This is a genomic window from Streptomyces longhuiensis (assembly GCF_020616555.1).
Taxonomy (GTDB): domain Bacteria; phylum Actinomycetota; class Actinomycetes; order Streptomycetales; family Streptomycetaceae; genus Streptomyces; species Streptomyces longhuiensis.
Genome location: NZ_CP085173.1, coordinates 251558 through 265821, shown reverse-complemented (window position 1 = coordinate 265821; position 14264 = coordinate 251558). Strand labels below are relative to the sequence as shown.

At 68.8% G+C, this 14264-nt stretch carries 11 protein-coding genes and 2 pseudogenes; 7 read left to right on the top strand and 6 right to left on the bottom strand.

Going from position 1 to position 14264, the window contains the following annotated elements:
- Positions 1-380: 380 nt before the first annotated feature.
- Positions 381-680 (bottom strand): annotated as a pseudogene (locus LGI35_RS01350) (IS5 family transposase); the annotation flags it as partial.
- A gap of 231 nt (positions 681-911) precedes the next feature.
- On the bottom strand, positions 912-2084 hold the full coding sequence (locus LGI35_RS01345) for a M20/M25/M40 family metallo-hydrolase (protein ID WP_227291745.1): 1173 nt from the start codon (positions 2082-2084) through the stop codon (positions 912-914).
- Positions 2085-2192: 108 nt separating this feature from the next.
- Between LGI35_RS01345 and LGI35_RS01340 the strand changes: the two genes are divergently transcribed.
- The 7 genes and pseudogenes from LGI35_RS01340 (at position 2193) to LGI35_RS01310 (ending at position 10978) form a co-directional block, all read left to right on the top strand.
- On the top strand, positions 2193-3956 hold the full coding sequence (locus tag LGI35_RS01340; RefSeq protein WP_227291744.1) for a PucR family transcriptional regulator: 1764 nt from the start codon (positions 2193-2195) through the stop codon (positions 3954-3956).
- Between the two features lie 100 nt (positions 3957-4056).
- Positions 4057-5304 carry an MFS transporter gene (locus LGI35_RS01335; protein WP_264484653.1) on the top strand — a complete coding sequence of 416 codons (1248 nt, stop codon included), beginning with the start codon at positions 4057-4059 and terminating at the stop codon, positions 5302-5304.
- Entirely contained in the window at positions 5301-6698 is a 1398-nt protein-coding gene (locus LGI35_RS01330) for an amidohydrolase (protein ID WP_227291742.1), read from the top strand. Before LGI35_RS01335 ends, LGI35_RS01330 begins: the two co-directional genes overlap by 4 nt.
- Positions 6695-7468 (top strand): SDR family NAD(P)-dependent oxidoreductase, encoded by a 774-nt coding sequence (locus LGI35_RS01325; RefSeq protein ID WP_227291741.1) that lies wholly within the window; start codon positions 6695-6697, stop codon positions 7466-7468. The genes LGI35_RS01330 and LGI35_RS01325 overlap by 4 nt, the downstream gene beginning before the upstream one ends.
- A gap of 16 nt (positions 7469-7484) precedes the next feature.
- Positions 7485-8396, top strand: coding sequence for a polysaccharide deacetylase family protein (locus tag LGI35_RS01320; RefSeq protein WP_227291740.1), 912 nt, complete (start codon positions 7485-7487; stop codon positions 8394-8396).
- A gap of 362 nt (positions 8397-8758) precedes the next feature.
- The gene (locus LGI35_RS01315) at positions 8759-9337 is read left to right on the top strand and encodes an IS607 family transposase (protein ID WP_423835670.1); all 579 of its coding nucleotides are present in this window, start codon (positions 8759-8761) and stop codon (positions 9335-9337) included.
- Positions 9330-10978, top strand: a pseudogene (locus LGI35_RS01310) (IS200/IS605 family accessory protein TnpB-related protein). Before LGI35_RS01315 ends, LGI35_RS01310 begins: the two are co-directional and overlap by 8 nt.
- Here the strand turns inward: LGI35_RS01310 and LGI35_RS01305 are convergent.
- The 4 genes from LGI35_RS01305 to LGI35_RS01290 form a co-directional block, all read right to left on the bottom strand.
- Positions 10958-11506, bottom strand: a complete 549-nt coding sequence (locus LGI35_RS01305) for a hypothetical protein (RefSeq protein WP_227291739.1) — start codon at positions 11504-11506, stop codon at positions 10958-10960. The pseudogene LGI35_RS01310 and the gene LGI35_RS01305 sit on opposite strands and share 21 nt — an antisense overlap.
- A 322-nt stretch (positions 11507-11828) precedes the next feature.
- The gene (locus LGI35_RS01300) at positions 11829-12518 is read right to left on the bottom strand and encodes a hypothetical protein (protein WP_227291738.1); all 690 of its coding nucleotides are present in this window, start codon (positions 12516-12518) and stop codon (positions 11829-11831) included.
- Positions 12519-12738: 220 nt separating this feature from the next.
- Entirely contained in the window at positions 12739-13038 is a 300-nt protein-coding gene (locus LGI35_RS01295; protein ID WP_227291737.1) for an integrase core domain-containing protein, read from the bottom strand.
- Positions 13039-13541: 503 nt separating this feature from the next.
- The gene (locus tag LGI35_RS01290) at positions 13542-14078 is read right to left on the bottom strand and encodes an SMI1/KNR4 family protein (protein WP_227291736.1); all 537 of its coding nucleotides are present in this window, start codon (positions 14076-14078) and stop codon (positions 13542-13544) included.
- Positions 14079-14264 lie beyond the last annotated feature (186 nt).

Here is a 14264-nt window from a genome sequence, read left to right as displayed (position 1 = left end):
GACGTGCGCCAGCTGCAGGGGAGCCGATAGCAGCCCTCGTAGACCGGCGACGGGCGCATGCCGGGCGGGGGCGGCCGCCCCACGGTGATACCGGCCGCGGTGTCGTCGGGGCCGAGGGCGAGAGCCACGCTGAGTACGAGGAGTCGGTGGGACAGTCCGGCGGTGACGCACACATGCGTGTGGCGGGGCGGCTCGATCTTCAATACGGCGTCAACGAATTGGACGGCGAAGTCTGCCGCAGTGTCGGCCACGGGCGGCGTGGTCCCCCATGGTGGGTACGCGGCGGATACGCCGCCGTGGACGTGATCCATCAGGCTCGGCGCCACCCGCCACGTCCACGCGACGGACTCGTGTACGGCGGGCATTTCACCGGGCACCGCTGTTGAGTCCACCGACACATCCCAGTCGATCCGGCCTGCTTGGTCCTCGGCAGCCTGGACTTTCGACAGCAGCATCTGCCACGTTCCATCAGCTGACCAGCGGCGATGTCGTTTATAGACGGTCTCCCACGGCCCGAACCGCTCTGGCAGGTCCCGCCACTGCACACCCGTCCGCACTCGATAGAGGACCCCGTTGATCACCCGACGGTGATCGCTCCACCTGCCCCCACGAGTACCACCACGAGGTAAGAACGACTCCAGCCGATCCCATTCCGCGTTTGTCAGATCCCCGCGACCCATACCGCCAGCCTGACCCCAACTCCCCACTCACGTCAGGAGATCCAAGAAAAAGTGCCTAGGTGTCAGGTCGTTGCCCGGATGTTGCCCGGACCTTCAAGGAACCCTGCGAACTGGTGCGAACATGCGAAGGCATCTCAAGGCTCTGACCTGCACAGGAGAGGAAAAGTGGAGAGGAGCGGAGATCTGTGTGAACGAGGCCGAGTGGACTCATAACCCGAACCCGTCCAGGGCTCACTCCTGCGGCAGGCTCCCCACCAGCCGCCCGACCAGGGCCGCCCGCTCCGCCATGCGGCTCACGTCGACCCACTCGTGCTCAGCGTGCGGTCCGCCGCCCACGGCGCCGAGGCCGTCCAGGGTGGGGGTGCCCGCCGCCGCGCACAGGTTGCCGTCGGAGATGCCGCCCACCGCCGCCGAGCCGGGCCAGTCCAGGCCCAGGTCGTCGGCGCAGACACGGGCCGTCTCCAGCAGGTCCGTGGCTGAGGCCTCCTCCAGGGGCGGGCGGTTGGGGCCGCCCGTGATCTCGTACGGGAGCTGCGCCGTTTCGGCCACGAGACGGCGCAGCTCGGCGTCGATCTCTTTCTGGGCCACGACATCGGGGACGCGGACGTCGACGGTGACGTACGCGCGGTCGGGAACGGTGTTCTGTGTCGTGCCCGCGTGAGCCATCGTCGGTGTGACGGTGATCCGGTCGTCGTCCGCGGCGAGGGACTCCAGCGCGACGACGATCCGGGCGAGGTCGGTCAGGGCGTTGCGGCCCTTGCCGGGCTCCAGGCCCGCGTGCGCGGCGACACCCTCGACGCGGATGTCGTAGAACGACCAGCCCTTGCGGGCGTGCTTCAGCGCGCCGTCGTCCGCCGCGCCCTCCAGCACCAGCGCCGCACGGGACTTGCGCGCCCACTCGGTCACGACGCGGCCGCCGGCCGGGGAGCCGATCTCCTCGTCGGCGGTCACCAGGAACGCGACGGCGGGGTCCTCGCCAGACATCTCGCGCAGCCGAGCCACCCCGTACAGGCCCTGGATCAGGCCGGCCTTCATGTCGAAGACGCCGGGGCCCGTCGCCCGGGCGCCGTCCACCCGGAACGGGCGGCGCTGCAGTGTATTGCGCGGCCACACCGTGTCGAAGTGCCCCACCAGCAGTACGGGTCGCGCGTCGGCCGGGCCCAGGCGCCACAGCAGCCCGCCGGGGCGCCCGTCGGTGGGGTCGTCCGGCAGGACCGAGGGGGCGGTGCCAAGGAGACGGGTGCCGATCTCGGCCAGGACGTCACGGCACGCACTCAGGGCATCCCCGTCCGAGGACGGCGACTCGGCGGCCACCAGCCGTTCCAGATCCGCGATCATAGACGGGGTGTCGGCGGTGAGCCGGTGGAGCAGATCACGCGGATCGAGGGCATGGGGTGCGGGCACGGCGGGACTCCTTTGGCGCGGCTTCCGTGGGGATACGCCTCTGCATGATTGCCCCGCCGCGGCATGCGATGGTTTGTGCGACCCCCCAAGTTTTGGAGCTGATCGGCCGTGTCTGACCACAACCCGGAGAACTGCGGCGCTGCCGGGCAGACGGGTGCCGACGCCCCTGTGACCCTGGCCACCGTGGTGGACTGCCTGGGCCCCGGAACCGTCGCCATGTGGGCCGCTCCGCACGGTCTGGGAGTACCCGTCCGCACGCTGGCCGTGCACGAGGGCCCGGCCGGGCCGGGCCGCAGCGGACCGGCCCGGCCCGGGGCGCTGCTGCTGGGCATCGGGACCGGTGGCGAGGCGCGGGAACTGATCCGCGCGGCGGCCGGGAGCGGTGCGAGCGCCGTGATCGTCAAGAACGGCGGGGACGGTACCGGGCTGCGCGACGCGGGCGCTCTCGGTACGGAGCACGGGGTGGCGGTCCTGGCCTTGGCGGCCGACCAGGACTGGACCGACCTGATTGGACGGCTGCGCGCACTGCTGGCCGTACGCATGGGCCCCGGGACCGGGCGGGCCGCGATGTTCGGCCGCCGGCACGACCTGGTGAGCCTCGCCAACTCCCTTTCCCGGCTCGTCAACGGCTCGGTGATGGTCTTCACGCCCGGTCAGGAACTGCTCGCCGCCTCCCGCTTGGGCCCCGGGGACGACGAGATGCGCCGGGCGGCCGTGCTCGACCAGCACGGCCCGGTCGGGTACCGGGCCCGGCTGGTCGAACTCGGTGTCTACCGGCGTCTTTGGTCCGGCTCCGAGGTGGTCGACGTGGCGGCCGTGCCCGAGATGGGCGCGGGACGCAGGCTCGCGGCGGCGGTGCGCGCCGGGACGGAGAACCTCGGCTCGATCTGGGTGGCCGAGGGCGCCGAACCGCTGGCCGGGAACGCCACCGCGTTGCTCGCGGAAGCCGCGACGGTCGCTGTCGGTGTGCTGCTCGGCCTCGACCAGGAAGAGGTGGCCCGGCGCCGGCTGGACGAGGAACTGTTCGGCCGGGCCCTGCTCGGGGACGTCGACCCGCGCCTGGCCGCGTCCCATCTGGTTGTTGAACCCGGCACGCCGGTCTCCGTGATGATCGCGGACCTGTCCTCGCGCGACGCCCGCCTCGGCGCCGCCGACCTGTACCGGGCTCGCGAGGAGGCGCTGCGCCATCTCGCCGGCTACCGGTGGCGCGCGCTGGCCACCACCGGGCCCTCCCGGGTCGTCCTTGCCTTGGTGGGTCCGGCCGACCGGGATGGGATGCGGCGGGCGGCGGACGGGGTCGGCGCCGCCGTCGCGGAGGCCGTCGGGGCCCGGCCGCGTATCGGGATCGGGCCCTGCGTGTCCCACCTGGGGGAGCTGCCCGCCAGCCGGATGGAGGCGGAGCTGGTGGTACGGGCCCTGGCCAGGCGTGGCGAGGTCCGCAGCGCCTGCCTGGAGGACGTACGCGGCACGGCCAACCTGCTGCTGTTGGGCGAGGCCGTCACCGCCGACCGGCGGCTCCAGGACGGTCCCGTGCACCGGCTGCGCGCGCACGATCAGCGGCGCGGCACCGCGTACACCGAGACCCTGGCGGCGTACCTGGACGCCTTCGGGGACACCGCGGCGGCCTCGCGGGAGCTGAACGTCCACACCAACACCCTGCGTTACCGGATGGGTCGCATCCGGGAGCTGACGGGGCTCGATCTGGGCGATCCTTACGAGCGGTTGAACGCCGCCGTGCAACTCTTCGCCCACGGACCGGACGTACTTGTTGTCGAACACGAGGAAACACCGAAAATCTCTTCGCCCTCCACAAACCGTGGGGGTACGCCGGGTTTGCACACTGCTGACCACGACCCGGAGACCGGGTTGTGAACGACCGGAATCTGCGTGGAGGTGGAAGATGACAGAGGGCAAGAGCTCCCGGGCACGCTCAGCCAAGCGGGTGGCTGTGGCCGCCGTTGCCGTGCTTTTCATGACCTGGCTGATCGATTACATCGACCGGCTGGTGATCACCCTGGCCCTGCCGGACATCGGTGACGAGTTCGGCCTCGGCACGACGATGCAGGGACTGATCCTTACCGCCTTCTTCATCACCTACGCACTGATGCAGATCCCCGGCGGCATCCTCGCCGACACCAAGGGGGCCCGCCGCACCATGCTGCTGGCCGCCGGCGGCTGGACGATCTTCACGGCCGCCAGCGGGCTGGCCGTGGGTCTGACGTCGATGATCGCGATCCGTGCCGTCTTCGGCATCTTCCAGGGCATGTACCCGGCCGCGTCCATCAAGGCGCTGAGCGAGCGCACCACCCCGGAGCAGCGGCTGACCGCCAACGGCATCATGTCCGCGTCCAACCCGCTGGGCTCAGCGATCGCCCCCATCGTCGCCGCGCCGCTCATCGTCGCCTTCGGCTGGCGCGGGGCATTCTGGGCGGTGTCCATCCTCGGCCTGATGATCGTGTTCGTGCTGTGGAGGGGGATGCCCAAGCCGCTGACGACCGAGGAGCTGGCCGCCGCGTCCGGGAACAAGGCGGCCCCGGAGCCGGTCGCCCAGGTGTCGCTGCGGCAGGCGATGGGCCTGCTCAAGTCCTCGATGATGTGGCGCTTCACCCTGATGTTCTGCGGCTTCAACATCATCGGCTGGGGCCTGGTCTCCTGGGTGCCGTCCTACCTGCGCGAGAACAAGCACGTCTCGCTCACCGGCGTCGGCCTGATGTCCGGCGTCCCGTGGGTCGCCGCGGCGATCAGCATGATGGTCGGCGGCTACCTCTTCGACCGCTTCCTGCAGGGCAACCACCGGCGCGTGGTCATCCCCGTCATGCTGGTCACGGCCGGTCTGCTGGTGATGATGGTGCGCGCCGGGTCGGCGACCGAGTTCATCGCCTGGGAGACCTGCGGAACCCTCGTGATGTACCTCGCCTACATGCAGATCTTCGGTCTGCCGCTGCGCATGCTGCCGCCCGAGTACGCGGGTGTCGGCGGCGGCATGGTGAACTTCGGCGGTCAGCTGGCCGGAGCCATCTCCCCGTTCATCATGGGCTTCCTGGCCGAGCACTTCTCCTACGGTGTGGCCTTCTCCTTCCTCGGCGTCGGCTGTGTCCTGGCGATCGTCGGCGCGCTGGTCACCCCGCAGACCCCGGAGGCCTTCCGGGCCGGCCTCGGCCGTCACCTGGACCTGGCGGAGAAGAAGCCCGCACCGGCCGTCGTGGTGAGCGCCGCATGAGTGTTCCCGCCCCTGGCCCCGCACCGGCCGCAAGGCTCAAGGAGCGGGCGCGCACGGCGATCGAGGCCTGCCGGGAACGGCTGCTGGACCTGAGCGAGGACCTGCAGCGCCACCCGGAGACCGGATTCCGTGAGCACCGGGCCGCTGCGACGGTGGCCGGGTGGTTCACGGAGCTCGGGCTCCCCTTCGAGAGCGGCCTCTCCCTCACCGGGGTGAAGGCGCGCATGTCCGGGCGCACGCCGGGGCCCACCGTCGCCGTGCTCGGTGAACTGGATGCACTGGTGATGCCCCGGCACCCGCTCGCCGACCCGGAGACCGGTGCCGCCCACGCCTGCGGCCACCACGCCCAGGTGGCGTCGATGATCGGCGCGGCGGTCGGCCTGGCCGCCGTCCGGCAGCACCTGGACGGGGACGTGGCGCTCCTCGCGGTGCCGGCCGAGGAGAGCGTGGAGCTGGAATGGAGGCGCGAGCGGGTACGGGCCGGTGACCTGAAGCACCTGGTCGGCAAGGCCGACCTGCTCGCTCGGGGTGCTTTCGACGATGTGGACATGGCGATGCTCTGCCACACGTCGGGGCAGCCCACCCGCCTCAGCGTCGGGGACAGCCACAACGGCTCGGTGGTGAAGCGGATCGTCTTCACCGGCCGGGCCAGCCACGCCGGTTCGTCCCCCTGGCACGGGGTGAACGCCCTGAAGGCGGCGACGCTGGCGATCAGCGCGATCGACGCCCAGCGGGACACCTTCCGCGACGAGGACGCGGTACGCGTCAACGCCGTACTACTGCACGGGGGCGACGCGCCCACCGCCGTACCGGATCGCGCCGAACTCGAAGTCGTGATCCGGGCGCGCACCCTGGACGCCCTGCGCGGCGCCTGCGCCACCGTCGACCGTGCCGCACGGGCGGGTGCGGTGGCGCTGGGCGCCCGGGCAACCACCGAAACCACCCTGAACTACCTTCCGCACCACCAGGACCCGGCCCTGGTGGAGGTGGCCCGGACCAACGGGACCGCGCTCTTCGGCCCGGGCGCCGTGGCCGCCGGCAGGCATCTCGGAGCCTCCACCGACATGGGGGACCTCGGCGCGGTGATGCCGGTGCTGCACCCCTTCACCGCGGGCGCCACCGGTGACGCGCACAGCGTCGACTACGCGGTGACCGACCACGTCCTCGCCGCGCTGGAACCGGCCGTGCTGATGACCTGGTGCGTCATCGACCTGCTGGTCGACGGCGCCGCCGGGGCGCACGACGTCCTCGCGCGGCGCGAGCGGCGTACGGCGGCGGAACCGGACGAGCGGACCGCCGCCGACCGGTACAGCGATTTGCGGGCCGGATTCGACGGCCTGACCCATTACGACGGAACCCACGACACGGTGCGTGGGACAGAAGGAGAACTGTGAGCACCCCCGAGCGGAAACAGCCGAGGATCGCGCTCGTCACCGGAGCGGCCGGAGGCATCGGGGCAGCCATCGCGAGGCGGCTGAGCAAGGAAGGCGTCCAGGTGGTTCTCGCAGACCTCCGCGCCGACCGCCTCGCCCCCCTCGTCGCGGAGAACACCGGGCCATTCGCCGCCCTGGAGGTCGACCTCACCGACCGCGCCTCGCTGCCCGACTTCGTCGACCGCGCCTGGGAGGTGTTCGGCGGCCTGGACATCCTGGTCAACGCCGCCGGTCTCTACCCGAGCGCCCCGCTTCTGGAGATGCGCGACGACCAGTGGGACCAGGTCATGGAGGTCAACCTGTCCGCGGTCTTCTCCCTGTCGCGGGCCTTCGCGCGGCGTGTGGTCGACGCCGGTACGGGCGGCCACATCGTCAACATCAGCTCCGGCGCGTCCGCCCGGGCCCGCCGCGGTGCCGCCCACTACTGCACGTCCAAGGCCGGTCTGGACATGCTCACCAAGGCGTTCGCCCTGGAACTGGCGGAGCACCGCATCCATGTCAACGCGGTCTCGCCAGGCTTCATCGAGGTCGACAGCGAGGTGAACCCGCTCGGCGCGGACTACGTCCGCTCGATCCGCGGCGGACAGCCCTGGCCTCGCGCGGGTGTCCCTGAGGACATCGCGGGCGCGGTCGCCTACCTGTGCGGTCCGGACGCCGAGTGGATCACCGGAGCGTCGCTGTCCGTGGACGGCGGCGCGGGCACCGGCAACGCCGCGCTGCCGCTGAGCTGAACGGAGGAGAACAACGATGACGACTCCGACTACCCCGACGAGCCGTAACGCCATTACCGGTCAGGTGGATTCGTCGACCTCGCGGCGCGGATACGTCTGCGTCACCTTCGACTTCGACGCCCTCTCCTCCTGGATGGCCCGGGGCATGCTGACCGCGACCCCGCGCTCCCGTGGGGAGTTCGCGGCCGTCGCCGTACCCCGGCTGCTGCACATCCTGGAGACCCGGGGCATCACCGCGACCTGGTTCGTACCTGGGCACACCGCCCTCACGTACCCCGAGCTCACGCGCAAACTCATGGAGCGGGGCCACGAGGTGGCGGTGCACGGCCACGCCCACGAGAACGTCGCCGCACTGGAGCCGGCCGAGGAACGCGCTGTGCTCCAGCGGTCGTTGGACGCCCTGAAGGAGGTCACCGGCACCTTGCCGCGCGGCTTCCGGGCCCCGGCCTGGGACCTGTCCGACGCCTCGGTCGACCTGCTCGTCGAGCACGGGCTGGCCTACGACAGCAGCCTGATGGGCCACGACTACGCCCCCTACCCCTGCCGCACGCCGGACTCCCTGGACAATTCGGGGGTCCGCTGGGGCGAACCCGCCGGTCTGCTGGAAATCCCGGTCGCCTGGAGCCTGGACGACTTCCCGTACCTGGAGTTCCTGCGGACCCCGTCCGGCCTCATGCCCGGGCTGCGCAACCCGGCCGAGATGTTCGCCAACTGGACGGCGGACCTGGACTACATGGTGCGGGACTTCGAGGACGGTGTCCTGACCGTCACCATGCACCCCGAGGTGATCGGCCGTGGCCACCGCCTCCTCGCCCTGGAGCACTGGCTCGACGAAGTCGCCTCGCGGGACGTCGAGTTCGTCACCTGCGAGCAGATCGTGGACCTGACCTCCTCGGGAGCGGAGCTAGGACAGTACCGGCCCGTCTGACCGGTCGAACGGAAACGCGGAGCGGTACGGAAGACATGACAGGCTCCCGGGCACACGCCCGGGAGCCTGTCATGTCGTTGGCGCTGTGGTTAACCACATGCAAGCATGTCGCCGTGATCACCGGGTTGCTGACGCGCGTGCCCCGCATCTGATCAATTGCTGCTTTGGATGAACCCTCTTCGGTTGTTGGTGATTGTGGCGAGTAGATCGTTGATGAGACAGTCCACCGCTGCACCGGCCTCCGGTTCGAAGTCGCTGATGCGGTGGGCCGTGTCGGCGATGTCCGAGGGGTTCAGAACTGCTCGTGATTGAGTCAACTCTGCTGTGTATTAGCGTCTCTGAGTGGCTGTTATGTTCTCTGTGTGAGCCTCATGGAGTGGGCGGTGGTGAATGGTGTGCATCCGCATACTGCGTATCGCTCGTTCCGTGAGGGCACGTTGCCGGTACCTGCTCAGCGGGTCGGTCCGCGCACGATCCTGGTGAACATCGAGGCAGACTCCTCGCCGTCCGTGTCGGGCGGCCTGGGCCTGTATGCCCGTGTCTCCTCGCATGACGAGAAGAGTGATCTGGAACGGCAGTTGGCGCGCCTGGTCGTCTGGGCGGCCAGCACCGGTCTCCGGGTGGTGCGTGTGGAGTCCGAGATCGGGTCGGGCATGAACGGTGGCAGGTCCAAAGCGAAGCGCCTTCTGGCCGATCCGGATGTGGCCACGGTCGTGGTCGAGCACAAGGACCGCCTGGGCCGGATGAACGTGGAACTCGTCGAGGCCGCAGTATCCGCGACGGGCCGCCGTCTGGTGGTCCTGGACGGGGGTGAGGTGGAAGACGATCTGGTGCGGGGCATGGTGGAGGTACTGACCTCGTTCTGCGCCCGCCTGTACGGGCGTCGTTCCGCGAAGAATTGGGCAGAGAAGGCTCTTGAGGCGGCTGGAGCCGATGACTGAGCCGAAAAGGAAGCAACTGCGTGCCATCGATGCGCCGTTCGTTGCCCTCGGGCCGTCCGGTGTCGCGATACGCGACCGTCTCAAGCACCTCACGCCCGAGGATGAAAAGGTGTTGCGCCTGATCGGCGAACACCTCGGACACTTGGCGTCCCGCGATCTGGCGGCCCGCTGCCAGGACGCAGGTGACCATTCCACCGAGAGGTGGGCGGCGCGGAAACGGGACCTGACGGCCCAGTCGTCCTCGCGGTGGGCCGGAGCGATCACGAAGGCCACGTACGACCAGTGGGCTTTGTCCCGCCGCTGCCAGCTCGCCCACATCCAGGGCCTTGAAGCCGGTGTCCGTACGCTGATGCACCGCCTGTCCCAGCCGCTCGGTGAGAAGGGCACCAAGCGCGCTCCCAGCGGCTACCGCTCCAAGAGCGAGTGGTTCCACAAAACCCGGCGCCTGGCGATCCTGGAACACCGTCTCGACGTGGCGCGCGCCGACCGTCAGAGCGGTGTCGTGCATGTGGTGCGTGGCGGCAGGCGCCTGCTCAACACTCGCCGCAACCTGGCCAAGGCGCAGCTCACCGAGGCGCAGTGGCGGGAACGCTGGGAGGCGGAACGCTGGTTCCTCCAGGCTGACGGCGAGTCCGGGAAGCGGTACGGGAACGAGACGATCCGCGTCACCCCGGATGGCGAAGTCTCGATCAAGCTGCCGGCCCCGCTCGCCAGCCTGGCGAACAGCAAGCACGGACGCTACGTCCTGGCCTCCAGGGTCGCTTTCGCGCACCGGGGCCAGGAGTGGGCCGACCGCATCGAGGGCAACCGGGCTGTCGCCTACCGCATCCACCGGGACGTCGAGCGTGGGCGCTGGTACCTGACCGCCTCGTGGCAGCGGCCGGTGGTCCAGACGATCGGGCTGGAGACCGCACGCGCCAAGGGCATGATCGGCGTGGACACGAATGCCGATCACTTTGCCGCGTACCGGCTCGACCCACACGGCAACCCGGTAGGCGACCCACACCGCTTCTCCTACGACCTCAGCGGGTCGGCGGGCCACCGGGACGCGCAGATCCGGCACGCCATCACCCAGCTCCTGCACTGGGCGAAAAGCTGCGGCGTCGCCGCCATCGGTATCGAGAACCTGGACTTCACCGCCGAGAAGACCCGGGAGAAGCACGGCCGCAGGAAGCGGTTCCGGCAGTTGATCTCAGGCATGCCGACCGGGAAGCTCAAGGCCCGGCTCGTCTCCATGGCCGCCGAGATGGACCTGTCCATCGTGGCCGTGGACCCGGCCTACACCTCGATGTGGGGCGACCAGCACTGGCGCAAGCCGATGCAGACACCCCACCGCAAGATGTCCCGTCACGATGCCGCTGGCATCGCGATCGGGCGACGCGCCCTCGGGCACCCGATCCGGCGACGGACGGCACCGCCCCACGACGACCAGAGTGATCGTCGTGGGCATCGGACCGTCCAGGCCCGACCGGGTACCCGAGAGCGTGAGGGAACCCGCCCACCCATCACGGACCGTGCACACGATGCGCGTGCCCGAGCGGGATAGAAAAGGCAACGCGGGTGACCAGTGCATCCAAAACCGTTCGGGATGCGCGCAGTGCCGGGCAGTGGGTCCAAGACTCACTCCTGCACACTGATTAGGAACGGTTGAAGCGCCATCCCTGGATGAGGCTCCATCCGGCCTCCACCCGAGCGTGCGTGCCGTCCTGGGATGTAACCCGCAACCAGCCGGTGTATTCGTCGGAGAAGTCGAAGGGCAAGAACACGGAACTGCCCACCGGCCGCAGCTGGGAGACCAGTTCGCCCCATTGCTCCAGGAGACGGGCGAGCTGCTGTGGCAGGTTCTTGGCGGCCGTCGTGGATGTCTTGATCGGTGGTGCGCTCAAGACGCGCTGCGACATCGTTCACGGCTACGGCTGCCACCGTCACCAACGCGATCATCCCCAGCATCAGCCATGCCCTCGACATGCCCAAGTTCCCCTTGTCGGCAGCCAGCACGATGTCCACGACAATGGCGAACGCGCCGATCACACCGGTGCCGACAGGGTTCCGTGTCGCGGCTGCAAGGGCCGGAGCTCCCTCCAGAAAGCGATTGAACGGCCAATGCACCGGGGTTAACTGATCGACGATCACGGTAAATGCGATCAGCGCCAGCGGCGCCATGCGCACCGCGACGTAGCCGGCACCTTTGGGCAGGGCGGCGAGCCGCCCAGTTGGTCGTTCGCTGGGAGCGAGGTGGGTACCAACGTTTCACGCGATTCCGATGGTTGCTATTGAGTATGGCCTTCGGGGGATCGTGCTCCATGGGCCATGGACTGGGGCAACGCCGGACAATGCCGACACGCGATCGCCGCCTGGAAGGGCGAGCAGCGGTCCGCCGCGTGCTTTTGGTTGAACGCCCCCACACCGGGCTGGCGCACCGACACCGGCCGCATGGCCGGATACTTCGTTCGGCTGCTCGCCGCGAGCCTTCTTCGGATGTCCTCGACGGCTACGAACTGACCGCGCCGGCCTTCTCGCGCTTGCTGCTGTCCTGCTCGGGCCTGGGCAGCGCGGGAGCCGGGGCCTTCTGGGGCGCGGCCTGCACGGCGGCTGACGTGTAGAGGACCGAGGCGCCCTGCTTCGACCGGTGAGCCTGGCTCTTGGCGACAAGATTCTCGAGGGTGGTGCGCACGACGGTCGTCTTGATGGTGCGCTGGGGGTGGGCCTCGGTGAGCGCCGAGGTGACCTCGGCTGCGGAACGGGGTTCTTTCTGCTGGTCGAGGTGGGTGCGGATGAGCGCGATCAGGGTGGGCTGTGCCGATGCCGTAGCCGCCTTGGGCTCCGTGCCCTGGGTCTTGTCCTTCTTGGCCTGCACCGTGGTCTTCTTCGTGCTGGGGGCCTTGGCTGCAGCCTTTTTGGACGGGGCACGCCGGGTAGTGGTGTTCTTGCCGGATGCCTGCTGCGGGAGGGACGTCGAAGGCTCCGGGGTGCTCGGCGTAGATGCCGGTCGGCTGTCGAGCGTCTTCTGGATGCTGTGCAGCACGCTCTGGTCGTCCTGCAGGATTTTCAACTGCGCCTGCAGGGCGGAGAGTTCCGCGCCGATACGTTCCTGCTCTTTGTTGTTGAGTTCGAGGTCCTGTGCGACCTGAGTGGTGTACTGAGATGTCACGCTGGTGATGGTGACGGGGTTGTCGGTCATGGTGTTGTCCTCTTTTCAATTCGGGAGCAACGGCGCACTACCGTGAGTGCGAGCGAGGCAGGTGCGCCCGCCTGTTCATGTACTTCCGTGGCGAACGGTGGTGTGGTGGCGTAGCGATAGTACGCATGAGTGATGGCTCATGTTCCCATCGAGTGATGGTTCCACCCTGCATTCAGGGTTGAAGCTTTGTGTAGGGCGGCCCTTAGAGGGCGGTTATTGATCACGCGGCGAGCGTGAGTTTAGCGGTGTGGTGTTCGTATTCGTTTGCGCTGAGGTGGCCGTTGGCGGAGTGCCGGCGGCGGGTGTTGTACCGGGTCAGCCAGGCGAAGACGGTTCTTCGGCAGGTGTCGGAGTCGCCGTAGTAGTGGGCGCCCTGGAGGCTCTCGTGTTTCAGGGAGGCGTGGAAGCTTTCGCAGGATGCGTATTGCGTTCCGTGGTCGCAGTGGAACACGGCGCCGTCCAGGCGGATACGGGGCGAGGCTGCCATCCGCAGTGCGTCAGCGACCAGGCCGGTGCGCATGAACTGATCGATTCAGAATCAGGCTCTCGTGACCTCCGGAACCTGTCAGCTGTCGATTCGATGCAGGACCTGGGCGGACTCATTGGTCTCGACCGGAGCACCTGGGTCAGGTTGCTGATGGGTTGGCAACAAGGCCGGACCACGAAGAGCGCAGGTTCCAGCGGCGCGGCGACCGGCGGTCAGTAGACGTGGTGGCGGCGCTCCAGTGCGACCAGCTCACGGCGTGCTCGCGACGTGCAGGACGGTGGTGGGACGCAACTGCCAGCAGACGGCGGATTTCTGCGCGGGTGAGGTCCACGAGGTCGGGTGCGTCGGCCGCACCCCCTTTCGCGTTCCTGGACGGCCATCGCCGCGAGGAAAACGTGGGCAGAACGGCTGGCAACGCGCCGAATACGCACGCCACGCCACGCCACCCCAGACGGACTGGCTGACCGGAGCCCTCATGGAAGCGCGGCGGCCTGGTCGTCGACTGTCGGCTCAATTGCGGCCGGGCGCTCATGGTCCTACACCTCCCGGGCGGGGCGGAATTGATGCTGCTCCAGCGGGAACTCGTCCCAGAAAATCTGCGATCGAGCCTCGCCGCTCAGGACGGCGGTGAGGAACTGGGGCACGGTCATGTCGTAGCGTTCCCAAACCTCCCCGGACTCGTCGTTGATCAGGATCGGGCGACTGTCGGGAGTGTCGCCGGGCTGGACGAGCCAGTACAGGTATTCGCCGTTGTCCGTGGTGGCCCAGCAGAGCAGGCGGTTGCCATCTGCGTCCATCTCGGCGGGCTTGTCCTCGTACTGCCACAGAGCGTCGTTGGCTTCTTCGCGCTCTGCGGAGATCTTGAGCTGGTCGTATACGTCGTTGGCGCAGCCCGGCTCCAGGAGCAGCAGGTAGCCGTCGACGAAGCCGCCTCCGTAGGTGGTGATGAGCTCTTTGTAGTCTGCGGGCAGCGCCGTGCTCAGGGCGGTTTCGGCGGCGTCCCAGTCGGGCGTCTGGGTGGGTGTGGAGGGCCGGGGCAGGACCTCGGTGAGCCGGTTCAGTTCGGGACTCATCTCGCGGTTAGTTCCTTATCGTCAGTGCTTGCGGTTCCAGATGGTGACGCTGTTGGTTCCGCCGCTGTCGCTGCCGTGCTGGATGCATTTAGCTGGGGGAGGTGTGCGTCGTCTCTTGGCCGTGCTGTTCCTTCAGAATTGTGCTGCCGATACTGCCGAGGTCGGTTTTGAGTGAAGCCGTGATCT